This window comes from Xanthomonas sp. WHRI 7945, assembly GCF_035026585.1.
In genome coordinates, this window is the sequence record NZ_JAYIQP010000011.1 from 42039 (window position 1) to 66632 (window position 24594).

Below are 24594 nucleotides of genomic sequence, written 5' to 3' on the forward strand. Positions count from 1 at the left end.
GGCGCCTCCGGAGTCTCCCATGTCCCAAGATACCCCCGCGCCGCTGCTGTTCGCAGATCTCGGCCTCTCGCCTGCTGTGATGAAGGCCGTCACCGACGTCGGCTACGAGTCGCCGTCGCCGATCCAGGCCGCCACCATCCCCGCGTTGCTGACCGGCCGCGACCTGCTCGGCCAGGCCCAGACCGGCACCGGCAAGACCGCCGCGTTCGCGCTGCCGATCCTGTCGCGGCTGGACTTCAACCAGCGCAAGCCGCAGGCGCTGGTGCTGGCGCCGACCCGCGAACTGGCGATCCAGGTCGCCGAGGCGTTCCACCGCTACGCCGGCGCGATCCCCGGCTTCCAGGTGCTGCCGGTATACGGCGGCCAGCCCTACGTGCAGCAGCTGTCGGCGCTCAAGCGCGGCGTGCACGTGGTGGTGGGCACCCCCGGGCGGGTCATCGACCATCTCGAGCGCGGCACCCTGGACCTGTCCGAGCTGCGCACGCTGGTGCTCGACGAAGCCGACGAGATGCTGCGCATGGGCTTCATCGACGACGTCGAGGCGGTGCTGAAGAAGCTGCCGGCCTCGCGCCAGGTGGCGCTGTTCTCGGCGACCATGCCGACCGCGATCAAGCGCATCGCGCAGACCTATCTGAACGATCCGGCCGAAGTCATCATCGCCTCCAAGACCACCACGTCGGCGAACATCCGCCAGCGTTACTGGGCGGTCAGCGGCCTGCACAAGCTCGATGCGCTGACCCGGATCCTGGAAGTGGAGCCGTTCGACGCGATGATCGTGTTCGCGCGCACCAAGGCCGCCACCGACGAACTGGCGCAGAAGCTGCAGGCGCGCGGCCTGGCCGCCGCGGCGATCAACGGCGACATCCAGCAGTCGCAGCGCGAGCGGGTGATCCAGCAGCTCAAGGACGGCAAGCTCGACATCCTGGTCGCCACCGACGTGGCCGCGCGCGGCCTGGACGTGGAGCGGATCAGCCATGTGCTGAACTACGACATCCCGTACGACACCGAAAGCTACGTGCACCGCATCGGCCGCACCGGCCGCGCCGGCCGCAGCGGCGAGGCGATCCTGTTCGTCAGCCCGCGCGAGAAGGGCATGCTGCGCGCGATCGAGCGCGCCACCCGGCAGCCGATCGAGGAGATGCAGCTGCCGAGCGTGGACGCGGTCAACGACCAGCGCGTGACCCGCTTCATGGAGAAGATCAGCGAGACCATCGCCAGCGGCGGCATCGACACCTACCGCGATCTGCTGCAGCGTTTCGAGACCGAGAAGAACGTGCCGATGGTCGAAGTGGCCGCGGCGCTGGCGCGCCTGCTGCAGGGCGACACGCCGCTGCTGCTGGCGCCGGAGCGCGCGCGTCCGCCGCAGGGCGAGCGCTTCGAGCGGCCAACTGCCGAGCGCCGCGAGCGCGCCGACCGCGGCGAGCGCACGGAACGTCCCAAGTTCGAGCCGAAGTTCGACCGTGAGGCGCGCCCGCCGCGCCGCGACGAAGGCGAGCGCGCACCGCCGCGTGCGCCGCGTCCCGCGCCGGCCGGGCACGGCCCCGACTACGACTACCAGCGCGACGTCGGCAGCTTCGAGGCGCCGCGCCGCGACAAGGCGCCCAAGGCGCCGCGCGGCGAGCCGGAAGTGGGCATGGAGACCTATCGCATCGAGGTCGGCCACCAGCACGGGGTCAAGCCGGCCAACATCGTCGGCGCGATCGCCAACGAGGCCGGCCTGGAGAGCAAGTACATCGGCCGCATCGACATCCACGACGACTACTCGGTGCTGGACCTGCCGGCGGACATGCCGCGCGAGCTGCTGACCCACCTGAAGAAGGTCTGGGTGTCCGGCCAGCAACTGCAGATGCGCAAGCTCGACGGCGACGATGCCGGCGGCGCCGGCGCGCCGTTCAAGCCGAAGTTCGCGCGTGCCGCCGGCAAGCCCGGCGGCCGCCCAAATGCGGCCGGCCCGCGCCCGGCCGGCGCCGCCACCCGCATCGCCGACCGCGCCGGCGAGCGCCCGCCGCGCAAGGGTCCGCCGAAGCGCTGAGGGGCCGGGATTGGGGATTCGGGAGTGGGGATTCGTCCCCGCTTCCGCTTTTCTGTCCCAACCCTCGCTACTGCCTCGGATCGCAGTAGCCCGCTTTTGCGAATCCCCAATCCCGAATCCCGAATCCCCGCTCAATGTCCATCCGCCTCAACAAGCACATCGCCGAGACCGGCTACTGTTCGCGCCGCGAGGCCGACCGTCTGATCGCCGCACGACGCGTCACCGTCAACGGCATGCCCGGCGGGGTCGGGTCGGTGGTGGGCGAGGGTGACGAAGTGCAGGTCGACGGCCAGCCGCTGCGCGCGCGCGCCAAGCAAAAATCCGGCCGCCGCCACGTCTACATCGCGCTGAACAAGCCGGTCGGGGTGACCTGCACCACCGAGAGCGAGGTCAAGGGCAACATCGTCGACTTCGTCGGCCACGAGCAGCGCATCTTCCCGATCGGGCGCCTGGACAAGGAGTCCGAAGGCCTGATCCTGATGACCAGCAACGGCGACATCGTCAACGAGATCCTGCGCGCCGAGAACCGCCACCAGAAGGAATACCTGGTGGCGGTGAACAAGCCGGTCACCGACGAGTTCCTGCGCGGCATGGCGCGCGGGGTGCGCGTGCACAACGAGACCACGCTGCCGTGCCGCACCGCGCGGATCGCCAAGTTTGGTTTCCGCATCGTGCTCGAGCAGGGCCTGAACCGGCAGATCCGGCTGATGGCCGCCGCGTTCGATTACCGCGTCACCCAGCTGCGCCGCGTGCGCATCGACAACATCAAGCTCGGCGCGCTGAAGCCGGGCCAGTGGCGCAACCTCACCGAGCAGGAACTGCGCGGCCTGCTGCCGCAGCGCCAGGACTGGTAAGCCGGGCCGCGCGCCTTCACTGGCATCGGCGGCGATTTTGGCGATACTCGCCACGCAATCCGCCGCCGGCCGCCCGCTCCCGTGATCAAGCCACCCAAGCCCGACAACGAAGCCGACCGCCTGCGCGCGCTGCACGCGTTGCGGATCCTGGATACCGAACCCGAAGCGTCCTACGACGACCTGGTCGGCATCGCCGCCAGCCTGTGCGATACGCCGTCGGCCCTGATCTCGCTGGTCGACGCCGAGCGCCAGTGGCTGAAGTCGCAGCGCAACGTCACCCTGCTCAGCGCGACGCGCGACGACTCGTTCTGCGGCCACACCATCCTGACCCCGCAGCAGGTGATGGTGGTCAACGACGCGGCGGTGGACCCGCGTTTCGCCTTCAATCGATTGGTCACCGAGGTCGGGGTGCGCTTCTACGCGGGCTCGCCCCTGGTCAACAGCGACGGGTTGGCGGTGGGCGCGCTGTGCGTACTCGACCGGCGCCCGCGCACGCTCGAGCCGGAGCAGGTGGTGGCGCTGCAGGCGCTGTCGCGGCAGGTGATGCAGCTGATCGAACTGCGCCGCACCAGCCATGCGCTGGCCCTGCAGCTGCGCGAGCGCGACTGGTACGAGCAGCAGCTGGCGCAGTACCAGTCCACGCTCGAATCGCTCAACGCCGACCTGCTCGAACAGTCCCGCACCGATCCGTTGACCGGGCTGCTCAACCGGCGCGCGTTCGCCACTGCGCTGATGGTCAACGCGGAGGCGGCGCGGCTCAGCGCCAGTCCGCTCAGCGTGGCCCTGCTGGACCTGGACTACTTCAAGAACATCAACGACCTGCATGGCCACGACAAGGGCGATGCGGTGCTGCTGGCGTTGGCGGACATGCTGCGCGCACGTGCGCCGGCGGGCAGCCTGGTGGCGCGCTACGGCGGCGAGGAGTTCGCGGTGCTGATGCCGGGCCTGGACGCCGCTGCGGCCATGCACGAATGCGAGACGCTGCGCCAGGAGACCAGCCTGCTGCAACTCGGGGTGCCGTTGACCGCCAGTTTCGGCGTGGCCGTCTACCAGCCGGAGGAGAGCGCCGAACAGTTGCTCAAGCGCGCCGACCTGGCGCTGTACCAGGCCAAGCGCGCCGGCCGCGATTGCGTGTCGCTGGCGGAGTGAACCGCGCCGGCGGGCGCGCTCACTCCAGCGCGTTCTTCGCTTCCGACGTCGCCAGCAGTTCCGGATGCCGCAGCGGCTTGTCGCGGGTCAGCAGCGGATGCAGGAACACCGCGCCCAGGATCACCGCCACGCCCAGGTAGAACAGCGCGGTGAGTTGCTTCTGCTCGTCCAGCAGCACGATCGCGAACACGATCGCGTAGACCGGTTCCAGGTTGGTCACCAGCTGCACTGCGTAGGCGCTGAGGCGGCGCAGCGCGACCAGCGCCAGCGCGAACGGCAGCAGCGTGCACAGCAGCGCCAGCGCCAGCAGCAGCGCGGTGTCGTGCAGGCTGGGCAGCACCAGCAGCGGCCCGCTCAGCGCCGGCAGCACGAACGGCAGCAGCGGCGCCAGCAGGGTCAGGGTCAGGGTGCCGGCGCCCAGTTCCAGCGCGGTCACGGTCAGCGGGTCGGCATGGTCGACCAGGCGCTTGTTGAGCGAGCCGAACGCGGCGACGAACAGCGCCGACACCGCGCCCATCGCCACGCCGGCGCGCATCCCGTCGGGGACGCCGCCGACCACCAGCGCCACGCCCGGCAACACGGCCAGGCCGAACACCAGTTCGCTGGGACGGAACGGACGCTTGGCCACCCACGGCTCGATCACCGCGGTGAACACCGGCGCCAGCGCGATGCAGGTCGCCGCCACCGAGGCGTTGGCCAGCTTGATCGCGCCGTAGAAGGTCAGCCAGTGCAGGCCGACCAGCGCGCCGACCGCGGCGTAGCCGAGCAGCAGTTTCGGGGTCAGCGCGGCCAGTCCGCGCCACACCCGCGGTAGCAGCGCCAGCGCCGCCACCACCATCAGCATCCGCCACCACACCAGCGGCAGCGCCGGCAGCGTAATCAGCTTGCCGAGGATCGCGGTGATGCCCCACAGCAGCACGCAGAAATGGATTTGCAGTTGGGCTTTGGTGGTGGGGTGCAGGGGCATGCGGGTATTGTCGCGCGTTGATCGAGGTAGTTGGGGGGCGGGACCAGGGACCGGGGACCGGGGACCCGGGAAAGCTGGCGCTGCGGTGCCTGATCCGATCCGGCTCGAAAGCAAAAAGCGCCGGCAAAGGCGCTTTTGCTTTTCACCAGTCCCTGGTCCCCGGTCCCGGCGACCACCAGCCGCCACCCACCCCTCAGCGCTTGCCGAGCTCAGCCAGTAGCGCCATCGCCGCGGCCGGGTTGCGCTCCTTGGCGGCGCTGATGAAATACACGAAAACCTCGCGCGGTTTGGCCGCGGCCATGGGCGTGCCGGCATGCGGCAGCGTGTCCGGGTCCTCGCCGCGGCGCCAGGCCTGCACCTGCGCCGCCCAGGCGCGCAGTTCCTTGGGCGGGTAGCCGTGGGCCAGGTTGGCGCGGCTGCGCATCAGCCGTGCGTAGACGAAGTCGGTACCGAGGTCGGCGAAGGACGGGTAGTCGGGCGAATCGGTGAACACCGTGGCCACGCCGTGGGTGCGGGCCAGGTCCAGCAGGCGCGGGCCGACGCTGGCCGGGTCGCGCACTTCCAGCACGTGCCGCAGCCGGCGGCCGCCGCCCTGTTGCGGCAGCAGGTCCAGGAACACGGCGAGGTCGTCGAGGTCGAGCGTGCGCCCATGCTCGAACTGCCACACCAGCGGGCCGAGCTTTTCGCCGAGGGTGACGATGCCGCCGATGAAGTCCTCGACCTGCGCGCCGGCGCCGGCCAGCCGGCGCATGCCGGTGATGCGCTTGGGTGCCTTGGCCGAGAACAGGAAGCCCGGAGGCGTCTCGTCGCGCCAGCGCGCGTAGGTATCCGGCTTCTGCGTGCCGTAATAGGTGCCGTTGATCTCGATGCTGTTGACGTGGCGGCTGGCGTATTCCAGCTCGCGGCGCTGCACCAGCCCCTGCGGATAGAACATGCCGCCGCGCCACGGCGCATAGGTCCAGCCGCCGATGCCGACGCGGATGCCGTCGGGTGCGGCCGGGGCGGAGTCGAAGAGATCGTTCATGCGGGAGCACCGGCAGCGGGCAGGCTGCGATTGTGCCGCAGCACCCTGTCGTCGCGATGTGCGCTGTCGCCGGTTTCGCCGCGCCACGGCGCGGTGCGATGCGCTGTGATGTGGCGTGATGCGCTGCGAGCGTAGCGTCCAAACGCTGCTGCGCGGCAGCATGCAGCCGCTGCCCGCGGCGACGTCGGCATCGCGTGAAGCAATGCCAGCGGCATGCGCGCATCGGCCGCATGCCGGCGGCCCGACCTCGGGCGTCTAGCCAGCCACCGCCGAGCCCGCCAACGCGGCGCCGACGCGGGCACGCTCGGCGTCCATGTCGGCCAGCGGCCGCACTTCGATGCTGCCGAAGCGCGACCACGGGAAATGCGCGGCGATGCGCATCGCCTCGTCGTGGTCGCGGGCATTGATCAGGTTGAAGCCGGCGAGCAGTTCGCGGGTCTCGGCGAACGGGCCGTCGGTGATGCGCGCCTGGCCTTGGCGCGTGCGCAGGGTGCGGGCGTTGGCCACCGGCTGCAGTTGTTGCGCCAGCACCAGCGTGCCGTCGGCCTGCAGCGCATCGGCGTGCTGCAGGCAGCCGTGCATCAGCCGGTCGTATTCCTCGCTGGGCAGGGACTGCAGCAGCGATTCGTCGATGTAGATCAGCAGCAGGAATTGCATAGGGTTGACCGGACGGGGCGGGGGAAGGCGCCCATGATCGCGCAGCGCGGCGCGGAGGCGTGTTGCGGTGCCGCATCCGGCAGCCGCCGCAAACTATTTTTTGCGGGCATGTCGATCTGCGCGTTCCCGGGACGTCGTACCCCATGAACGGCCCGGCCACCGGGCTGCACCCAGGAGCGAACCCATGAAAGTGATGGTGCTGGTCAAGGCGACGGCCGATTCGGAAACCGGGCGGCTGCCCAGCGCGGAGGAGTTCCGCGCGATGGGCGCCTACAACGAACAACTGGTCGAGGCCGGGATCATGCTCGCCGGCGAAGGCCTGCATCCGAGTGGGCGCGGCCGCCGTGTGCGCTTCGCGCCGGGGCAACGGCAGGTGATCGACGGGCCCTTCGCCGAGACGCGCGAGCTGCTGGCCGGGTTCTGGCTGTGGCAGGTGCGCTCGCTGGACGAGGCCACCGAATGGCTCAAGCGCGCGCCGTTCGAGGCGGGCACGGAGGTCGAACTGCGCCAGGTCATGGACATGGAGGATTTCGGCGCCGGCTTCACGCCCGAACTGCAGCAACAGGAACACCGCCTGCGCGAGCGCATCGGCAATGCCGATCGAGCCGCGTCCCCCGCATCCCACACCGAGGAGAACACCCGATGAAACTGATTCCTTTCCTGAGCTTCGATGGCGCCACCCACGAGGCGATGGCGTTCTATGCGCAGGCGCTGGGCGGCAGCGTCGTGTCGGAGGCGACCTACCGCAACCTGCCGCCCAGCGAGAACATGGACGGCTGCGGCGAGATGCCGCCGGAGACGCTCGACCAGGTCGCGCACAGCCAGCTCGAGGCCGGCGGCGCGGTGCTGATGGCCGCCGACGGCCCGTCGCCGCCGGGCGCAGGCAGCACCACCATCAACGTCGAGGTCGACTCGGTGGAGGACGCCGAGCGGATATTCGCCGCGCTCAGCGCCGGCGGCGAGGTCAGGATCCCGATCGGCGAGACGTTCTGGGCGCACCGCTGGGGCATGCTGGTCGACCGCTACGGCAAGCCGTGGATGGTCAACTGCATGAAACAGCCGTGACCGTACCTTCCCTTTTTTCGATCCAGGAAAACCGACCATGTCCGATTCGCCGCAGATGATCTTCGTCAACCTGCCGGTCCGCGACCTGGAGGCCTCCAAGGCCTTCTTCGCGGCGCTGGGCTACAGCTTCAATCCCACCTTCACCGACGCCAACGCCGCGTGCATGGTGGTCAGCGACAGCATCTTCGTGATGCTGCTGACCGAGGCGTTCTTCGCCGGCTTCACCAGCAAGCCGATCAGCGATGCGCGTGCGGGCACCGAGGTCATCACCGCCTTGTCGGCGCCCAGCCGCGAGGCGGTCGATGCGATGCTGGAGAAGGCGCTGGCCGCCGGTGCGCGCGAGCCGCAGGCGGCACGCGACTACGGTTTCATGTACCAGCGCGGTTTCGAGGACCTCGACGGCCACCTGTGGGAGTTCGCGCACATGAGCGGCGAGCCGGGCTAGGGCGGCGCCACGGCCGTGCGGCTTGTGCCGCGCCGCGACCGGTGCTCTGATTCGGCGCATGGATAACGCGCTCACGCAACGCCTGGAGACGGTCTGGCGCATGGAAGCGCCGGGCCTGATCGCACGCTTGACCCGGCTGCTCGGCGGCGACGTCGGCCGTGCCGAGGAACTGGTGCAGGACACCTGGTTGGCGGCGCTGGAGCGCTGGCCGGCGCAGGGCATTCCCGACAATCCCGGAGCGTGGCTGATGACCACCGCGCGCAATCGCGCCATCGACGTGCTGCGCCAGCACCAGCGGATCGCCGGGCAGCATGCGCAGTGGGGCGAGCTGCTGGAGCCGCAGCCGCTGCCGGCGCCGGACGACAGCGATGCGCTGGAGGACGACATCGGCGACGACCTGCTGCGGCTGATGTTCGTGGCCTGCCATCCGCTGCTGCCGGCGGATGCGCGGGTGGCGCTGACCCTGCGGCTGCTCGGCGGCCTGAGCACGGAAGAGATTGCGCGCGCCTTCCTGCTGCCGGAGCCGACCATTGCCCAGCGCATCGTCCGCGCCAAGCGCACGTTGGCGCAGAAGCAGGTGCCGTTCGAGGTGCCGCGGCAGGCGGCGCTGCCGCAGCGGCTGGCGTCGGTGCTGGAAGTGATCTATCTGGTGTTCAACGAGGGCTATGCGGCCAGCGCCGGCGACGACTGGATGCGGCCGGCGCTGTGCGAGGAAGCGTTGCGCTTGGGCCGGGTGCTGGCGCATCGCATGCCGACGTGGCCGCAGGTGCACGGGCTGCTGGCGCTGATGGAACTGCAGGCCTCGCGCAGCGCCGCGCGGGTGGGTGCCGACGGCAGCCCGGTGCTGTTGCCCGAGCAGGACCGGGCGCGCTGGGACTGGCTGCAGATCGCGCGCGGCCAGGCCGCGCTGCAGCGCGCGCAGAGCCTGGGCGGTGGCGACGACGCCTACGTGCTGCAGGCGGCCATCGCCGAATGCCATGCTTGCGCGCGCCGCGCCGAGGACACCGATTGGGCGCGGCTGGCGGCGCTGTACGCGCGGCTGGCGCAGTTGCATCCCTCGCCGGTGGTGGACCTCAACCGTGCGGTCGCGGTCGCGCGCGCCGAGGGCGCGCCTGCGGCCTGGGCGCTGCTGCAGCCGCTGCGCCAGGATCCGCGGCTGCGCGACTACGCGCCGCTGGCCGCGGCCTGCGGCGATGTGCTGCAACGCCTGGGGCGGACCGACGAGGCCCGCGCAGCGTTCGCGCAGGCGGCTGCGCTCAGTGCCAACGCGCGCGAAAAGCAGGCGTTGCTGGCCCGGGCTGCGGCGCTGTAGCCCGGAACTGCCGCGCAGGCCCGGTGCTGGCCTACACTCGGTCCTGCGCTGCGGCGCATGGCGGGGCGCGGGAGATGGCGTTCCCGGTTGACCGCAGTAACCGCAACGTCGGGGCGTGCGCAGCGCCATGCGCGCTGCGGCAGGTCGTGTCGGAGTGGCCATCGGCGGCGCGTTGCGCTGCGGACGCCGCGCGCGGCGCCGGTAGCGGCGTCTTTCTTTGATTTCAGGAGCGATGGATTTGAAAAGCATGTCGATGGGCTGCGGCCTGCTGCTGGCGATGAGCGCCACCGCGCAGGCGCAGGCGCCTGCCCCGGTGGAGGCGGCGTTGCCGCCGGCGCTGCAGGATCTGGATGCGCGGGTCGAACGGGTCCGCAAGCAGTTCGACGTGCCGGGCATCGCCATCGCCATCGTCAAGGACGGGCAGGTGGTGCTGGAGCGCGGCTACGGCGTGCGCGAACTCGGCAAGCCGGAGCCGGTGGACGCGCAGACCCTGTTCGCGATCGCCTCCAACACCAAGGCCTTCACCGCCGCGTCGCTGTCGATCCTGGCCGACGAGGGCAAGCTCAAGCTCGACGACCGGGTGATCGAGCATCTGCCGTGGTTCCAGATGTCCGACCCTTACGTGACCCGCGAGATGCGCCTGCGCGACCTGCTCAGCCACCGCAGCGGGCTGAGCCTGGGCGCCGGCGACCTGCTGTTCTGGCCGGCGACCGGCTACAGCAACGAGGAGGTGGTGCGGCGCCTGGCGCAGGTGCCGCTGAAGGGCGGTTTCCGCGACCGCTACGCCTACGACAACATCCTGTACGCGGTGGCGCAGAAGGTGATCGAGCAGGTCTCCGGGCAGCCCTACGCCGAGTTCGTGCGCCAGCGCATCTTCGTGCCGGTGGGCATGAGCGGCGCGCGCATCAACAGCGATCACCTGCAGCCCGGCGATCGCGCCGCGGTCGGCCATGCCAAGTTCGACTTCCGCGAGCTGCGCACGGTGCCGCCGCTGACCTGGTCGAACAATGCCGGTGCCGGCGGCATCTACGCCAACGTGCACGACATGGCCAAGTGGATGCAGGTGCAGCTCGACGGCGGGCGCCTGCCGGCGGCCGACGGCCAGGAGCGTCGCCTGTTCAGCGCGCAGCGGCAGCAGGAGATGTGGCAGGTGATCACGCCGATCGCCATCGCCGAGCCGAGCGTGCCGGAACTGCTGCCGGCCAAGCCCAACTTCGCCGGCTACGGCGAGGGCTGGAGCCTGAGCGACTACCGCGGCAACAAGCTGGTCTGGCACACCGGCGGCTGGCCCGGCATGGTGTCGCGGCTGACCCTGGTGCCGGAGCGCAAGCTGGGCGTGATCGTGCTGACCAACCAGGAAGTCGGCGCGGCGTTCAACGCGCTCACCCTGCAGGTGCTCGACGCCTATCTCGGTGCGCCGGCGACCGACTGGACCGCCGCCTACGCCGCGGCGGTGGCCAAGGCCGACCAGAAGGCCGACGAGGACTGGAGCAAGCACCAGGCCGCGCGCGACGCCACCTCCACGCCGTCGCTGCCGCTGGCCGGCTACGCCGGCACCTACCGCGATCCGTGGTACGGCGACGTGGCGATCGTGCAGCGCGGCAAGCAGCTGGAACTGCGCTTCAGCAAGACCGCGCAGCTGGTCGGCACGCTGGAGCACTGGCAGCACGACACCTTCATCGTGCGCTGGCGCGACCGCTCGCTCAACGCCGATGCCTTCGTCAACTTCGCGCTGACGCCCGACGGCAAGGTGCGCGAGGTACGCATGGACGCGATCTCGCCGCTGACCGATTTCAGCTTCGATTTCCAGGATCTGTTGCTGACCCCGGTCGCCGACGCGCCGTGAGCGCGGCGGTGCCGATGCTCTCGCACGTGCATCTGGGGGTTAACGATTTCCCGGCCGCATTCGCGTTCTACGCGCCGCTGTTGCAGGTGCTGGGGCTGCAGCTGACGTTCCGCGACGACGTGCGCGGCTGGGCCGGCTGGACGGCGCCGGACTCGCCGCGGCCGTTGCTGCTGATCGGCCGCGCCTTCGACGGGGAGTCCGCCATGCCGGGCAATGGGCAGATGCTCGCGCTGCAGGCAGCGAGCCGAGCGCAGGTGGATCGCTGCCATGCATTGCGCTGGCCCACGGCGCGCGCTGCGAAGGCGCGCCCGGGTTGCGCGCGCACTACCACCCGGACTACTACGGCGCATACTTCCGCGACCTGGACGGGAACAAACTGTGCGTGTGCTGCCACCGCACGGAATGAGTGCGGTGGCTGCTGCGCTGCTGTTGATTGCTGTCTCGTTTCGAGATGGCGCACTGCGTCGGAAATAGACGCCGATCGCCAAGCCGATTGACTGTAGGAGCGGCTTCAGCCGCGACCCCGAAGCCGAAGGCCGTCGGCATCGGTGGCAGTCGGGACTGAAGTCCCTCCTGCAGAAGCAAGGGCGGCCGCGCGGATGGCTTTGCGCGCGCCGCTTGTTGTGGAAGCGACTTCAGTGGCGACCGCGAAGCCGGAAGGCATCCGGCTTCGGCAGCAGTCGGGACTGAAGTCCCTCCCACAGAGAGCCGAACCGGCCGTGCGAATGGCGTTCGGCACGTGCAGCTTTGTTGTGGGAGCGACTTCAGTCGCGACATCGAAGCCGAAGGCCTTCGGCTTCGGTGGCAGTCGGGACTGAAGTCTCTCTACAAGAAGCCATACCGCGGCAGCACCGGCCCATGGATGCCCGCGCAGCGGCAAGCAGTGGCGATCGATCATCCGGCGTCGGCACCGATGTCGCCGCGCACCAGCACGAAGCCCTCGTCCCGCCAATCGATGACGCCGCCGATCGTGCCAGCCCTATTCGACCGGCCATTTGCGGTATCGCCTACAGGATCGTCGCGATGGCATGCAGCCGGCCACGCGTTGCGCGCGCTGCATCGTTGCTCAGCGCTGTGCGGCGGGCGGGCCCAGCGAATTGCGCAGCAGCAAGCGGTACGGCAGGGTCTCGCAGGCCGCCGGCTGCGGCGCGCGCAGCCGCGCCAGCAGTAGTTCCAGCGCGCGCCGGCCCATCTGCTGCAGCGGTTGCTGCACCGTCGCCAGCGCCGGCGACACCTGTTGCGCGACCAGGGTGTCGTCGAAGCCGCAGATCGACAGGTCGGCGGGCACGCCGAGGCCGCGCAGGCTGGCGCTGCGCAGCACGCCGGCGGCCATCTCGTCGTTGGCGGCGAACACCGCGCTGGGCCGGCGGCGCTGCCCGAGCAGGCGCTCGCCGGCCTCGATGCCGGAGGCGAAGTCGAAGCGGCCCGGCGCCACCAGGCGCTCGTCGTAGGCGATGCCGGCGGCCGCCAGCGCATCGCGATAGCCGGCCAGGCGCCACTGCGTCGCGCCGTGGCCGGGCAGGCCGCGGATATGGGCGATGCGGCGATGGCCGAGCCGCACCAGCTCGCCGACCAGTTCGCGCGCGGCGCGCCGTTCCTCCAGGCGTACGCCGGGCCAATGGCGCTGCCGCCGCGGCGAGATGCAGGCCAGTGCGATGCGCTCCGCATCCAGGCGCCGCAGCAGCGCGTCATCGTCGGTCAGTGGCGGGATCAGCAGCAGGCCATCGATGTGCTGGTGCCGCGCCAGTGCGACCAGCGCATCGGCATGGTCGGGGCGGCTGCGGTCCACCGGCGCCAGCATCAGCGTGTAGCGCTGCGCGCGGCAGGCCTCGAGCACGCCGTTCTGGATCTCCATCTGGTAGTACGAGGGATTGTCGTAGACCAGTGCCACCGCGTAGGAGCGCTGCCCGGCCAGGCTGCGCGCGGAGGGGTTGGGCTGATAGCTCAATTGCTGCATGGTCTGCTCGACCTTGCGCCGGGTCTGCTCGCGCACGTTGGGCTCGCCGTTGATGACCCGCGACACGGTCTTCATCGAGACGCCGGCGCGCGCGGCGACGTCCTCGATGCGCAGGCCCTGCGTCGCGCGTTTGCTCATCGCCTCGCGCCCGCCGCCGGTGCCGCCCAGACAAAGCTCGCCATGCTGCGCGCCGGCAGGGTGTAGCGGAAGCCGCGCGCGCCATCGGCCACCGCCACGGTGCGTTCGCGGTCGGCGCTGTTGACCGCCACCAGCACTCGCGAGCCGTCGGGATTCAGGAACGCCACGTTGTCCACGCCTTCGCCGCCTTCGCTGGAATCGATGCGCCAGGCCTGCGGCCGCACGAAGCGGCTGGCATGGGCGAGCGCATAGTACTCGTCGGTGCGTACCACGCGCTCGCCGTCCGCGCCGATGTCGACGACGCCGCGGCAGGTGTCGCAACCACCGGCATGCGGCCCGCCCTGCAGGTCCAGCGCAAGGTTCCAGAACAGCACGCCGCGCGCGCCGTGGCGCACCGACTGCACGATCAGCCGCCGCGCCTGCAGGGTCAGGCCGCCGCTGCGCAGCGGCTCCCAATCGCCGCCGGAACACTCGGTCATGTAGGCGTCCTTGTCCGGGTAGGCCGCCTGCACCGGGCTCTGCGCGGCGGGATCGCCGGCATAGCAGTGCCACGCGACGGCGGCGACATGACGCCGCGCCTGCGCATCGGCGAGCACCGCCAGCGGCTCGTGCGGCTGGTCCCAATTGTGGTCCCAGTCGAAGATCAGCGGCGGATCGCGGCGCGCGTCGAGCAGCGGGCCGAGGTGGCGGCCGATCAATTGCGCGCGCTGGCTCGCCTCCAGGCGCATGCCCGGATAGTCCTTGGGGGTGAAGCCGGGTTCGTTCTGCAGGGTCAGCGCGAAGATCGGCACGCCGGCCTGCGCATAGGCATCGACGTAGCGCAGCAGGTAGCGGGCGAAGGCGTCGTAGTACTCCGGCTTGAGCGTGCCGCCGATCAGGCTGCCGCTGGTCTTCATCCACGCCGGCGCGCTCCACGGCGAAGCCATGATCTTCAGCTCGGGATTGATCGCCAAGGCCTGCCGCGCGATCGGCAGCACGTCGTCGCGGTTGGGAGCGATGCTGAAGTGCGCCAGCGCCGGGTCCGGCGCGTTGTCCGGGGTGTCGTCGAGGCTGTAGTGGTGGCGCGAGAAGTCCGAGGCGCCGATGGTCAGCCGCGCGAAGCTCAGTCCCAGGCCGCCGTCGGCGCGCCCGAACAGTTCGCGCATCAGCGCGTCGCGGCGCGGCGGCGGCAGTTGCTGCAGCACCCAGGCCGAGGCGTCGGTGATCGATGCGCCGAAACCGAGCATACGTTGGCGCCGCGCCGCGGCATCGATGCGGATGTCGGCGTGCGCCTGCGTGGTCCAGGTCGCGGCCGGCGCCGGGGCGAGCGCCTGGCGATGATCGTGGGTGGTGATCCAGACCTGGATCGTATCGGCCGGCACTGGCGGCGCGGCCACGGCGAGGCCACCGCAGACGCCGAGCAGGGCAACGCAACAGGCACGCGCAGCGCTTCGCCGCATAGCGCGCGCGGCCGCGAAACGCCGCGCAAACCCCGTGTTGCGCCGCAACGATTCCATGCGGCGCGACGCCGCATCGGCGAAGAACGTCATGAATTTGCTTGGCTGCGGCATTGCGCGCTCCTACCGGGATTGACCGCACTGGATACAGCGCGTATGACAGCGCTGTCAAAAATGCCGGGAGGGGCAGCACATGAAGGGGATGCAGGAATTCTTCGTCGCCCGCGCACGCCGCGGCGTGCCGGCGCGGCGGCTGCTGGCCGTGGCCTGTTGCATCGCCGCGCTGCAGCAGGCGCACGCGCAAACCGCCAGCCCGGCCGCGCCGGCGCAGCAGGACACGGTCGGCACGCTGGACGCGGTACGCGTCACCGGCATCCGCCATGCCATCGAGACGGCGGTGGAGACCAAGAGCGAATCGTCGCTGATCGTGGAGGCGATCTCGGCCGAGGACATCGGCAAGCTTCCGGACGTGAGCATCGCCGATTCGATCTCGCGGTTGCCGGGCGTGGCTACCCAGCGCGTGGACGGGCGCTCGCAGGTGATCAACATCCGCGGCATGTCCGAGCAGTTCGTCGGCACCACGCTCAACGGCCGCGAACAGGTCAGCACCGGCGACAGCCGCGGCGTGGAGTTCGACCAGTTCCCGGCCGAACTGATCAACGCGGTCACCGTCTACAAGACCGCCGACGCTGCGGTGATCGGGCAGGGCCTGTCCGGCACCGTGGACCTGAAGACGATCCGCCCGCTGGACCTGGACGAGCGCCGCATCGTGGTCAGCGGCAACGGCGAGAAGAATTCCTTCGGCGAGCTCGGCGACGACGGCCACGACACCGGCTACCGCGCCGCGGCGTCCTACGTGGACCAGTTCGCCGGCGACACCATCGGCGTGGCGCTGGGCGTGGCGCGGCTGAATTCGCCGTTCCAGGAAAAGCACTACAAGGCGTGGTGGTGGGGCAATCCGGACAGCTGGGGCGCCACGCAGCCGGGCAAGCCGCCGGGCGCGGTCGCGCTGCAGGGCTCCGAAGCGTGGATCAAGTCGCGCGAGCTCACCCGCGACGGTGTGATCGGCACGCTGGAGTACAAGCCGAACGAGCACTTCCACAGCGTGCTCGACGGCTACTGGTCCAAGTTCGAGCAGAACGAGACGATGCACGGCGCGATGTGGTCCAACGCGCCGGACTTCAGCAACGCGCTCGGCCAGCAGGTCGCCTATCGCGACATCGTCACCAGCGACCGCCAGGGCGTGCCGATCATCACCCAGGGTACCCTCAGCGGCGTGCAGCCGGTGCTGCGCAACGACCGCAACGACCGCGAGGACAAGCTGCTCTCGGTCGGCTGGACCAACACGCTGCGCTTCGCGCCCTGGTCGCTGAGCCTGGACCTGAACTACTCGCGCGCCGAGCGCCGGCAGTCGCAGCTGGAGACCTACGCCGGACTGGCCGATCCGCAGGACATCGGCTTCGAGCTGCCGCTGAGCAACGATTTCGCGCGCTACTCGCTCGCCGACTTGGCCGATCCCGGTGCGGTGTATCTGTGGGACCCGCAGAAGTGGGGGCACGACGGGCGGGTGGAGAATTCCTGGCAGAAGGACGAGATCAAGGCCGGCCGCCTGGAGTTCAACTACGACGTCGACACCGCGCTGGTGCGCAGCTTCGACCTGGGCGTGAACGTCAACCGGCGCAGCAAGGACAAGCGCGCCGACGTGTACTTCGCCGACCTGCCGGGGCGCACGCCGACCCTGGTCGACCCGTCGCTGCTGTATGCGCCGACCTCGCTGGGCTTCGCCGGCATCGGCGACATCCTCAGCTTCGATCCGCGCGCGCTGCTGTCGCGCTACTACGACGTGAGCCTGTCGGAGAGCAACGACGACCTGCGCAAGGACTACGTGGTCGAGGAGGACGTCAACACCTACTACCTGCGTGCCAACATCGACATGGACCTGGGCGAGCGCGTGCGCGTGCGCGGCAACGCCGGCCTGCAGTACATCAGCACCGACCAGTCGTCGACCGGCTTCAACGCCAGCGGCGGTGCGGTGGTTGGCGCGCAGACCCTGGGCGCGCGCTACCACGACGCGCTGCCGAGCCTAAACCTGGTGTTCGACTTCGGCGACGGCTGGATGGCGCGCCTGGGCGCGGCCAAGCAGCTGATGCGCCCGCCGATCAACTACCTCAGTGCCGATGCCAGCGCCGCGGTGGACACAACCACCGGGCTGTGGAGCGGCAGCGGTGGCAACCCGACCTTGCAGCCGTACCGCGCCGATGCGCTCGACCTGTCGCTGGAGAAGTACTTCGGTTCGGCCAGCTACGTCAGCCTGGCGCTGTTCTACAAGGACCTGCAGACCTACATCTACCGGCAGAACCTGACCTGGGACTTCACCGGCTACAACCCCGACGGGCAGACTCCGGTGTCCAACATCGGCACCTTCAGCACCTGGGCCAACGGCAGCGGCGGCTACATGCGCGGCATCGAGTTCGCCGCCAGCGTCACCGGCGACGTGTTCAGCGAGCGCCTGGACGGCTTCGGCGTGCAGGTCAACGGCTCCTACACCGAATCGTCGATCGATCCCGATCCCAGCGACAACTCGCCCGGCACCGACACCATCCCCGGCCTGTCCAAGATCGTCGCCAACGCCACGCTGTTCTACGAGAAGCACGGGTTCGGCGCGCGCGTCAGCCAGCGCTACCGCGACGCCTACCGCGGCGAGTACGGATCGCTGTTCGGCCAGCGCAGCTACCGCAACACGCTCAGCGAACGCGTCACCGACCTGCAGCTGAGCTACGACTTCCCGGACAGCGGCAGGCTCAAGGGACTGTCGTTGATGTTCCAGGTCAACAACCTGACCAACGAGGCGTTCCGCACCGAGGTCAGCGCCGCCGGCATCGCGTCCACGGTGTTCCTGCCCGAGGAATACACCGAGTACGGCCGCCAGTACCTGCTCGGCTTCCGCTACAAGCTCTGAACTGGCGACCGCGTACGCCGCGCCGCGGCGCGGCGCCCGGCCGCCCATCGATGGAGGAAACCGCATGTCCACACCGCACCCCTGGGCCCGCGCGCTGCTCGCCGCCGCCAGCCTCGCCGCCGCCAGCCTCGCCGCCGTGGCCGACGCCGCGCCGCCGGCCGCGCCGGCACCGCTGCGCGACTGGCCGGCGCTGCGCAGTGCGGTCGCGCAGGATCCGGCCAGCGAGGCGCGCATCGCGCAGATCCTGGGCGGCATGACCCTGGCGCAGAAGGTCGGGCAGATGACCCAGGCCGAGATCAAGTCGATCACGCCCGAGCAGGTGCGCCAGTACTACATCGGCTCGGTGCTCAATGGCGGCGGTTCGTGGCCGGGCAAGAACAAGCACGCGCGGGTGCAGGACTGGCTGCAGCTGGCCGACGCGTACTACCAGGCGTCGATGCGCACCGATGCGCAGGTGCCGATCCCCATCGTCTGGGGCACCGATGCGGTGCATGGGCACAGCAACGTGTACGGCGCCACGCTGTTCCCGCACAACATCGGCCTGGGCGCGGCGCGCGACCCGGCGCTGGTCGAGCAGGTCGCGCGCGCCACCGCACAGGCCAGCCGCGCCACCGGCATCGCCTGGGCGTTCGCGCCGACCCTGGCGGTGGCGGAGAATCCGCGCTGGGGGCGCACCTACGAGAGCTTCTCGTCGGAGCCGGCGCTGGTGCGCAGCTACGCCGCCGCCTACGTGCGCGGCATGCAGGGCCGGCTCGGCGACGACGCCAGCGTGCTGGCCACCGCCAAGCACTACCTCGGCGACGGCGCCACCGAGCATGGCCGCGACCAGGGCGTGGCGCGGATCGACAAGGTGCGGATGGTCAACGTGCACGGGCAGGGCTACTACGGCGCGATCGAGGCCGGGGTGCAGACGGTGATGGCGTCCTACAGCAGCTGGAACGACGTCGGCGCCGGCGTCGACTACGGCAAGATGCACGGCGCAGAACCGCTGCTGACCGGGGCGCTGAAGCAGAAGATGGGCTTCGACGGCTTCGTCGTCTCCGACTGGAACGGCATCGGCCAGGTGCCGGGCTGCAGCAATGCCAGCTGTGCGCAGGCGATCAACGCCGGCGTGGACATGGTGATGGTGCCCGACGACTGGAAGGCGTTCATCGACAACACCGTGGCCCAGGTGCAGTCCGGGCAGATCCCGCAGGCGCGCATCGACGATGCGGTGCGGCGCATCCTGCGGGTCAAGCTGCGCGCCGGGCTGTTCGCGCACGCGCCATCCGCCAGCCGCTACGCCGGGCGCGAGGATGCGCTGGTGCAGCGCGACCTGGCGCGGCGCGCGGTGCGCGAATCGCTGGTGCTGCTGAAGAACGAGCGCAGCGCGTTGCCGCTGCGCCGCGGCCAGCGCCTGTTGGTGGTCGGCAGGCGCGCCGACAGCATCGCCGACCAGGCCGGCGGCTGGTCGCTGACCTGGCAGGGCATCGACAACGGCAACGCCGATTTCCCCAATGCGCAGAGCATCCTGGCCGGCTTGCGCGAGGTCGGCGGCGCCGCGCAGGTGCGTTATGCCGCGTCGGTCGCCGCGGCGCAACCGGGCAGCTACGACGCGATCGTCGCGGTGATCGGCGAAACCCCGTATGCCGAGGGCAGCGGCGACATCGTCGCCTCCGGCACCATGGCGCACAGCCAGCGCCACCCGGAGGACCTGAAGACGCTGCAGGACGCGGCCGCGACCGGCAAGCCAGTGATCACCGTGCTGTTGTCCGGGCGGCCGCTGTACGTCAACGACCTGCTCAACCTGTCGCAGGCCTTCGTCGCCGCCTGGCTGCCGGGCAGCGAAGGCGGCGGCGTGGCCGACGTGCTGTTCGGCGGCGCGCACGATTTCCGCGGGCAGCTGAGCTTCCCGTGGCCGGGCCAGGCCTGCCCGCCGCCGGTGGCGCCGGCCGATCCGGCGCGTCCGCCGCTGTTCGCGGTCGGCTACGGCTTGCGCTACGCGCGCGGCGGCCGCGTCGGCACGCTGCCGGTGCAGCTGCCGGACAATTGCGGCGCGGCCACCACGCTGCCGGTGTTCAACCTGCGCGATGCGCCGCCGTTCGCGCTGAAGCTCGCCGCGCGCGGCCAGGAGCACGCGCTCGGCGCCGATCTCAACACCGCGCTGCAGTGGCCGCAGCCCGCGCCTGCGCTGAGCGTGCGCACGGTGCAGGTCAACACCCAGCAGGACGCCAAGCAGGTGACCTGGCACGCGCCGGCGCGGCTGTTCGCCAGCAGCCCCGGTGGCCAGAACCTGACCGCGATGGCGCAGGCGCACGCGGCGCTGCAGTTCGACGTGGTGGTGGAGCACGCGCCCAGCGCGCCGGTGACGCTGCGCCTGGGCTGCCTGCGCGGCTGCGGCGACGGCATCGACATCGGCCCGCTGCTGGCCGCCGCCGGCAGCGGCAAGCGCACCGTGACCGTGCCGCTGGCCTGCTTCGCCAAGCGCGGCGCCGACCTGGGCGGCATCGACATGCCGTTCGCGATCGATGCCGATGCGCCGTTCGCGGCCGCCTTCACCCGCATCCAGATCGTCGCCGGCGCCGCGGATGCGGGCGACGCGGTGCAATGCCAGTAGTCGCGCTGCGCAGCGCAAGCGGCCGCGGCTAGGTTGCGAGCCGGGGATGCGCATGGCGCCGCCAGGCCCGCGCGCGCGTGGCGAAGCGCGCCGGATGTCGGCGGTTTCCCGTTCGCGGACGCCGCCGTCCGCGCTCTGCGCTTGACGCGCGATAGGCTACCCTGGCGCCCCGTTGGTCGTTGGCGTTTTTCGATGTTTCGCTGGTTCGAATCCCTGATCGAGGTCTTCCCGAAGGTGGAGACCGAGATGCCGCCGCGCGGCGTGGCGCGCTTCTACCTGCATTACCTGCGTCCGCTGTGGCCGCTGCTGCTGGCCACGCTGGTGGCCGGGCTGCTGCTGGCGCTGGTGGAAGTGGCGATGTTCGACTTCCTCGGCCGCATCGTCGACATGCTGGCCGAGCGGCCGGGGCCGGAATTCTTCCACCGCCACGGCGGCGAACTGCTGTGGATGGCCGCCATCGTGCTGGTGGCGCGGCCGCTGTTCGTGGCGCTGCACAACCTGCTGGTCAACCAGGCCATCGTGCCCGGGCTGAGCAACCGCTCGCGCTGGCTGATGCACAACTACGTGGTGCGGCAGAGCCTGGGTTTCTTCCAGAACGACTTCGCCGGGCGCATCGCCAACCGGGTCATGCAGACCGGCACCTCGCTGCGCGAGTCGGCGGTGCAGATGGTCGATGCGCTGTGGTACATCGCCGTCTACACCGGCAGCGCGCTGTGGCTGTTCGCCCAGGCCGACCCGTGGCTGATGGCGCCGCTGCTGGTGTGGCTGCTGGTCTACGTGGGCCTGATGGTGTACTTCGTGCCGCGGATGAAGGAGCGCGCGTGGATCGCCTCGGATGCGCGCTCCAAGGCGATGGGCCGCATCGTCGACGGCTACACCAACATCGCCACGCTGAAGCTGTTCTCGCATGCCGGGCGCGAGCAGAGCTATGTGCGTGAGGCGATCGGCGAGCTGGCGGCCAAGCACCGCCGGCAGACCCGCATGACCACGGCGATGGACACCGCCATCGCCGTCGCCAACGGCTTCCTGATCGCCGCCACCTGCGCGCTGGCGCTGTGGCTGTGGAGCCGCGGCCAGATCAGCGTGGGCGCGATCACCCTGGCCACCGGCCTGGTGATCCGCATCCACAACATGTCCGGCTGGATCATGTGGACGGTCAACGGCATCTTCGAGGACATCGGCGCGGTGCAGGACGGCATGGAGACCATCGCGCAGCCGGCGCAGGTGCAGGACCGCGCCGACGCGGTGCCGCTGCGCGTGGAGCGCGGCGATGTGCGCTTCGAGCACATCCATTTCCACTACGGCAAGCGTGGCGGGGTCATCGCCGGGCTCGACCTGCAGGTGCGCGCCGGCGAGAAGATTGGCCTGGTCGGGCCGTCCGGCGCCGGCAAGTCGACCCTGGTCAACGTGCTGCTGCGGCTGTACGACCTGGAGAGCGGACGCATCCTGATCGACGGCCAGGACATCGCCGCGGTCACCCAGGAAAGCCTGCGCGGGCAGATCGGCCTGGTCACCCAGGACACCTCGCTGCTGCACCGTTCGATCCGCGACAACCTGCTGTATGGCCGGCCCGACGCCAGCGAGGCGCAATTGCGCGCCGCGGTGGCCAAGGCGCGCGCCGCCGAGTTCATCGAGCAACTGGTGGACGGCGAGGGCCAGCGCGGCTACGACGCGCAGGTGGGCGAGCGCGGGGTCAAGCTGTCCGGCGGCCAGCGCCAGCGCATCGCCATCGCCCGCGTGCTGCTCAAGGACGCGCCGATCCTGATCCTGGACGAGGCGACCTCGGCACTGGATTCGGAAGTGGAAGCGGCGATCCAGGACAGCCTGGACGAACTGATGGCCGGCAAGACGGTGATCGCGATCGCGCACCGGCTGTCGACCATCGCGCGGATGGACCGGTTGGTGGTGATGGACCAGGGCGCGATCGTCGAAACCGGCACCCACGCCGAACTGGTCGCGCGCGGCGGCCTGTACGCACGGCTGTGGGCGCGGCAGACGGGTGGATTCGTAGGAGCGCGCTAGCGAGCGGCGTCAGCGCATTCGCGCTAACGCCCCCACAGTTTGCTGCGCAAACCGCGGGCCCCGGCTCAGAGCGGCGTCAGCGCATGCGCGCTGTCGCCCCCACAGTTTGCTACGCAAACCGTGGGCCCCAGCTCATCACCATCCAGATCCCCCGCGCCTGTCGGCGCGCCCCCCTTGACTCAAGGGGGGGCTTTTCTCCAGTTGGATCGCGTGAGGTCATCGGGCGCGGGGAACCGCTTCTACGAATCCCGACTCCCGAATCCCCAATCCCGGCTTCTCACTGGATCGGCTCATCCAACATCAGCTCCCGCACGAACCGCACCGGCGGCGCCCCATACGACAGCACCTGGTCGTGGTAGGCCTTCAGGTCGAAGGTGTCGCCGAGTTTGGCCTGCATCGCCTTGCGCAGGTCCAGGTGTTCCTGCACGCCGACGAAGTAGGTCGGCAGCTGCGCCGAGGTCAGCTGCGCGCGCACCCATTTGCCCTCGGCCTCGCTCTGCTGCTGGAAGGTGTCGTGCACCATTAGTTGCATGGCCTGTTCCTTGCTCCAGTTGTCCACGTGCACGCCCTGGTCGAGCAGCGCGTTGGCGAGGGTGCGCAGGTAGAACTTCAGCTGCACCAGGTGGAACAGCGGATCGTTGTCCAGGTAGCCCTGCTCCTGCATCATCCGCTCGGTGTACACCGCCCAGCCCTCGGCGAACACGCCCGAGCGCAGCACGCCGCGCAGCGTGGAGGGGAACTTGGCCGAGTGCCAGCCTTCCACGTAGTGGCCGGGCACGCCTTCGTGGATGCTCAGCAGGTGGATCATGCGGCCGTTGTATTCGCGCAGGAACGATTCGGCCTGCTGCGCGCTCCAGTCGTCGGGAATCGGCGACACCGCGTAGAAGGTCTTCAGGTTCTTGTCCAGCGGGCCGGGCGAGTCGCAGTAGGCCACCGCCACGCCGCGCTGGAACTCGGGCATCAGGATGATGTCCACCGGCGCGTCGGGCAGGGTCAGCAGGTTCTTGCTGCGCACGAACTCGGTGGAGGACGCCAGCGAAGCCTTGGCGTCGTCGACCACCTTGTCGCGCGCCGGATGCTGCGCGTAGGCCAGTTCCAGCGCCGCCTCGATCGCCGCCTGCTGCTGCGCGTCGCTCGGCGCATCGACCAGCGCCGGCGCGTTCGGGGTGTCCTTCAGCACGGTGCGGGCGATGCCATACATCTCCTCGCGCACGCGCTTGAGCTCGGCTTCGGCGCGCTGCTTGATCTCGGCGCGCGACAGCGAGGAATTGAGCGCGAACTTCAGCTTCTGGTCGTACTTCTCCGCGCCGATGCGGAAATCGCCCTTGGCGTTGGGCACCAGGGTCTTGTCCAGCCAGGTCTGCTGTTCGGCCACCGCCTGCTTCAGCCCGTCGATCGCCGCCTGCAGGCGCTGCGCGTCGGCCTCTGGCAGTTCCTTGGCGTGCGGGACGATGAAGGTGTCGACGATGCTGAGGATGCCCTGGTTCTGCTTGGCCACGGTCTGCGCGTTGATCAGCGGCACCCGTGCCGGGTCCAGGTTGGCGCGCGCCTGCGCGAACAGCGCCGGGATCTTCTCCATGCGCGCGGTGGCCGATTTCAGCCGCTCCGGCAGCGGCGCGAATTCGCGCGCCATCAGCCCGTAGATCGCGCCGCCGGCCAGGCCGTTGTAGACCTGCGGATCCCAGGCCCAGCTCTGCGCCACCTCGCTGTTCCAGATGTCCGACTGCAACTGGTTGCGCAGGATCGCCGCGTCCACCTGGTTCTCGCGCGAGAGCTTGGCCATGTCCAGCTTGTCCAGTTCGGCCAGCAGCTGCTTGCTCGCGTCCAGGCTCTTCTGCCGGCCGGCGGCGCTGAGGTCGTCCAGTTCGCTGTCGTAGCGGTGGTCGCCGGTCTGGGTGGCGCCGACTGGCGACAGCTGCATCCAGGTGTCGACGGCGCGCTTGGACAGCGCGGCGAAGGCGGTGTCGGCGGCCGGGTCGGCGGCCGCGGCGGCGCTGCCGGGCGCGGCGGCGGACGGCGTCGTTGGGGCATCGGCGGGTTTCTGGCAGCCGGCGAGGGCGGCGAGCAGGGCGGCGGCGAGCAGGTGCTTGCGCATCGGGGTTCCTGTAGTGGGTCGATCCGCCAGCATAGGCGGC

18 protein-coding genes are annotated in these 24594 nt (G+C 70.2%); 12 read left to right on the forward strand and 6 right to left on the reverse strand.

What is annotated here, in order from left to right:
• Positions 1-19: 19 nt before the first annotated feature.
• From VDQ83_RS10750 to VDQ83_RS10760, 3 genes are all read left to right on the forward strand, one after another.
• The gene (locus tag VDQ83_RS10750; RefSeq protein WP_455434915.1) at positions 20-2032 is read left to right on the forward strand and encodes a DEAD/DEAH box helicase; all 2013 of its coding nucleotides are present in this window, start codon (positions 20-22) and stop codon (positions 2030-2032) included.
• Positions 2033-2166: 134 nt separating this feature from the next.
• Entirely contained in the window at positions 2167-2886 is a 720-nt protein-coding gene (locus tag VDQ83_RS10755) for a pseudouridine synthase (RefSeq protein WP_455434916.1), read from the forward strand.
• An 81-nt stretch (positions 2887-2967) separates the two neighbouring features.
• Positions 2968-4035, forward strand: a complete 1068-nt coding sequence (locus VDQ83_RS10760) for a GGDEF domain-containing protein (RefSeq protein WP_263395093.1) — start codon at positions 2968-2970, stop codon at positions 4033-4035.
• Between the two features lie 19 nt (positions 4036-4054).
• Here the strand turns inward: VDQ83_RS10760 and VDQ83_RS10765 are convergent, their stop codons facing one another.
• The 3 genes from VDQ83_RS10765 to VDQ83_RS10775 all read right to left on the reverse strand — a co-directional run bounded on the left by VDQ83_RS10765 (position 4055) and on the right by VDQ83_RS10775 (position 6683).
• Positions 4055-5002 carry a DMT family transporter gene (locus tag VDQ83_RS10765; protein ID WP_455434917.1) on the reverse strand — a complete coding sequence of 316 codons (948 nt, stop codon included), beginning with the start codon at positions 5000-5002 and terminating at the stop codon, positions 4055-4057.
• 193 nt (positions 5003-5195) lie between these two features.
• Positions 5196-6026, reverse strand: a complete 831-nt coding sequence (locus VDQ83_RS10770) for a DUF72 domain-containing protein (RefSeq protein ID WP_455434918.1) — start codon at positions 6024-6026, stop codon at positions 5196-5198.
• A gap of 255 nt (positions 6027-6281) precedes the next feature.
• Positions 6282-6683: a YciI family protein gene (locus VDQ83_RS10775; RefSeq protein ID WP_263395090.1), complete on the reverse strand. Its 402-nt coding sequence runs from the start codon at positions 6681-6683 to the stop codon at positions 6282-6284.
• A 184-nt stretch (positions 6684-6867) separates the two neighbouring features.
• On the opposite strand from VDQ83_RS10775, the gene VDQ83_RS10780 reads away from it, so the two are divergent.
• The 6 genes from VDQ83_RS10780 (at position 6868) to VDQ83_RS10805 (ending at position 11848) form a co-directional block, all read left to right on the forward strand.
• On the forward strand, positions 6868-7329 hold the full coding sequence (locus VDQ83_RS10780; RefSeq protein ID WP_455434919.1) for a YciI family protein: 462 nt from the start codon (positions 6868-6870) through the stop codon (positions 7327-7329).
• Positions 7326-7748 carry a VOC family protein gene (locus VDQ83_RS10785; RefSeq protein ID WP_455434920.1) on the forward strand — a complete coding sequence of 141 codons (423 nt, stop codon included), beginning with the start codon at positions 7326-7328 and terminating at the stop codon, positions 7746-7748. The genes VDQ83_RS10780 and VDQ83_RS10785 overlap by 4 nt, the downstream gene beginning before the upstream one ends.
• 37 nt (positions 7749-7785) lie before the next feature.
• Positions 7786-8193 (forward strand): VOC family protein, encoded by a 408-nt coding sequence (locus VDQ83_RS10790; RefSeq protein ID WP_455434921.1) that lies wholly within the window; start codon positions 7786-7788, stop codon positions 8191-8193.
• A 58-nt stretch (positions 8194-8251) separates the two neighbouring features.
• The gene (locus VDQ83_RS10795; RefSeq protein WP_455434922.1) at positions 8252-9505 is read left to right on the forward strand and encodes an RNA polymerase sigma factor; all 1254 of its coding nucleotides are present in this window, start codon (positions 8252-8254) and stop codon (positions 9503-9505) included.
• A 253-nt stretch (positions 9506-9758) separates the two neighbouring features.
• Positions 9759-11351, forward strand: a complete 1593-nt coding sequence (locus tag VDQ83_RS10800) for a serine hydrolase (RefSeq protein ID WP_455434985.1) — start codon at positions 9759-9761, stop codon at positions 11349-11351.
• A 14-nt stretch (positions 11352-11365) separates the two neighbouring features.
• On the forward strand, positions 11366-11848 hold the full coding sequence (locus VDQ83_RS10805; RefSeq protein WP_455434923.1) for a hypothetical protein: 483 nt from the start codon (positions 11366-11368) through the stop codon (positions 11846-11848).
• 569 nt (positions 11849-12417) lie between these two features.
• Here the strand turns inward: VDQ83_RS10805 and VDQ83_RS10810 are convergent.
• The gene (locus tag VDQ83_RS10810; protein WP_455434924.1) at positions 12418-13446 is read right to left on the reverse strand and encodes a LacI family DNA-binding transcriptional regulator; all 1029 of its coding nucleotides are present in this window, start codon (positions 13444-13446) and stop codon (positions 12418-12420) included.
• The gene (locus VDQ83_RS10815; protein ID WP_455434925.1) at positions 13443-14822 is read right to left on the reverse strand and encodes a glycoside hydrolase family 30 protein; all 1380 of its coding nucleotides are present in this window, start codon (positions 14820-14822) and stop codon (positions 13443-13445) included. The genes VDQ83_RS10810 and VDQ83_RS10815 overlap by 4 nt, the downstream gene beginning before the upstream one ends.
• Before the next feature lie 253 nt (positions 14823-15075).
• Here VDQ83_RS10815 and VDQ83_RS10820 point away from each other — a divergent pair, with 253 nt between their 5' ends.
• The 3 genes from VDQ83_RS10820 to VDQ83_RS10830 all read left to right on the forward strand — a co-directional run bounded on the left by VDQ83_RS10820 (position 15076) and on the right by VDQ83_RS10830 (position 22459).
• A complete protein-coding gene (locus VDQ83_RS10820; RefSeq protein ID WP_455434926.1) occupies positions 15076-17841 on the forward strand; it encodes a TonB-dependent receptor in 2766 nt (921 codons plus the stop codon).
• A gap of 64 nt (positions 17842-17905) precedes the next feature.
• Positions 17906-20437: a glycoside hydrolase family 3 N-terminal domain-containing protein gene (locus tag VDQ83_RS10825; RefSeq protein WP_455434927.1), complete on the forward strand. Its 2532-nt coding sequence runs from the start codon at positions 17906-17908 to the stop codon at positions 20435-20437.
• A gap of 192 nt (positions 20438-20629) precedes the next feature.
• Positions 20630-22459, forward strand: a complete 1830-nt coding sequence (locus VDQ83_RS10830) for an ABC transporter ATP-binding protein (protein WP_455434928.1) — start codon at positions 20630-20632, stop codon at positions 22457-22459.
• Between the two features lie 277 nt (positions 22460-22736).
• Here the strand turns inward: VDQ83_RS10830 and VDQ83_RS10835 are convergent, their stop codons facing one another.
• Complete coding sequence (locus VDQ83_RS10835; protein WP_455434929.1) at positions 22737-24554, reverse strand: DUF885 domain-containing protein; 1818 nt, start codon at positions 24552-24554, stop codon at positions 22737-22739.
• Positions 24555-24594 lie beyond the last annotated feature (40 nt).

What these genes read in the sequence shown, in the direction of transcription:
- VDQ83_RS10790 (WP_455434921.1), top strand. Translation starts at nt 7,786, where the DNA reads ATGTCCGATTCGCCGCAGATGATCTTCGTCAACCTGCCGGTCCGCGAC.
- VDQ83_RS10820 (WP_455434926.1), top strand. Translation starts at nt 15,076, where the DNA reads ATGAAGGGGATGCAGGAATTCTTCGTCGCCCGCGCACGCCGCGGCGTG.
- VDQ83_RS10805 (WP_455434923.1), top strand. Translation starts at nt 11,366, where the DNA reads ATGCTCTCGCACGTGCATCTGGGGGTTAACGATTTCCCGGCCGCATTC.
- VDQ83_RS10800 (WP_455434985.1), top strand. Translation starts at nt 9,759, where the DNA reads ATGGGCTGCGGCCTGCTGCTGGCGATGAGCGCCACCGCGCAGGCGCAG.
- VDQ83_RS10780 (WP_455434919.1), top strand. Translation starts at nt 6,868, where the DNA reads ATGAAAGTGATGGTGCTGGTCAAGGCGACGGCCGATTCGGAAACCGGG.
- VDQ83_RS10830 (WP_455434928.1), top strand. Translation starts at nt 20,630, where the DNA reads ATGTTTCGCTGGTTCGAATCCCTGATCGAGGTCTTCCCGAAGGTGGAG.
- VDQ83_RS10785 (WP_455434920.1), top strand. Translation starts at nt 7,326, where the DNA reads ATGAAACTGATTCCTTTCCTGAGCTTCGATGGCGCCACCCACGAGGCG.
- VDQ83_RS10770 (WP_455434918.1), bottom strand. Translation starts at nt 6,026, where the DNA reads ATGAACGATCTCTTCGACTCCGCCCCGGCCGCACCCGACGGCATCCGC.
- VDQ83_RS10795 (WP_455434922.1), top strand. Translation starts at nt 8,252, where the DNA reads ATGGATAACGCGCTCACGCAACGCCTGGAGACGGTCTGGCGCATGGAA.
- VDQ83_RS10825 (WP_455434927.1), top strand. Translation starts at nt 17,906, where the DNA reads ATGTCCACACCGCACCCCTGGGCCCGCGCGCTGCTCGCCGCCGCCAGC.
- VDQ83_RS10775 (WP_263395090.1), bottom strand. Translation starts at nt 6,683, where the DNA reads ATGCAATTCCTGCTGCTGATCTACATCGACGAATCGCTGCTGCAGTCC.
- VDQ83_RS10755 (WP_455434916.1), top strand. Translation starts at nt 2,167, where the DNA reads ATGTCCATCCGCCTCAACAAGCACATCGCCGAGACCGGCTACTGTTCG.
- VDQ83_RS10765 (WP_455434917.1), bottom strand. Translation starts at nt 5,002, where the DNA reads ATGCCCCTGCACCCCACCACCAAAGCCCAACTGCAAATCCATTTCTGC.
- VDQ83_RS10750 (WP_455434915.1), top strand. Translation starts at nt 20, where the DNA reads ATGTCCCAAGATACCCCCGCGCCGCTGCTGTTCGCAGATCTCGGCCTC.
- VDQ83_RS10835 (WP_455434929.1), bottom strand. Translation starts at nt 24,554, where the DNA reads ATGCGCAAGCACCTGCTCGCCGCCGCCCTGCTCGCCGCCCTCGCCGGC.
- VDQ83_RS10810 (WP_455434924.1), bottom strand. Translation starts at nt 13,446, where the DNA reads ATGAGCAAACGCGCGACGCAGGGCCTGCGCATCGAGGACGTCGCCGCG.